Origin of the sequence: Rhizobium ecuadorense (genome assembly GCF_001187535.1) — a bacterium.
Lineage (GTDB): Bacteria > Pseudomonadota > Alphaproteobacteria > Rhizobiales > Rhizobiaceae > Rhizobium > Rhizobium ecuadorense.
The window spans coordinates 1-223 of the sequence record NZ_LFIO01000276.1; the positions used below are offsets into that span (position 1 = coordinate 1).

At 60.5% G+C, this 223-nt stretch carries 1 protein-coding gene; it reads right to left on the minus strand.

What is annotated here, in order from left to right; all coding sequences use genetic code 11:
- On the minus strand, positions 1–223 hold a 223-nt coding region (locus tag AF337_RS06490), incomplete at both ends, for a GTP-binding protein (protein ID WP_160320257.1).

Below are 223 nucleotides of genomic sequence, written 5' to 3' on the forward strand. Positions count from 1 at the left end.
GGCCCGTATTGAGAACAGTTGCCAGAGAAACCTCGCCGAAATCCGTCTCCACCTGGCGCGCATCCGGGTTGAGCGCGGCGACTATCTTGCGGACTTCCGCACGGATATCTTCGGTCGCGTCCGAGATCTTGTTGATCACGACAATATCGGCAAACTCGATCTGATCCACCAGCAGGTCGATGAGTGTGCGCCGGTCCTCACCGTCGCGCTGCAGGCCGCGGTC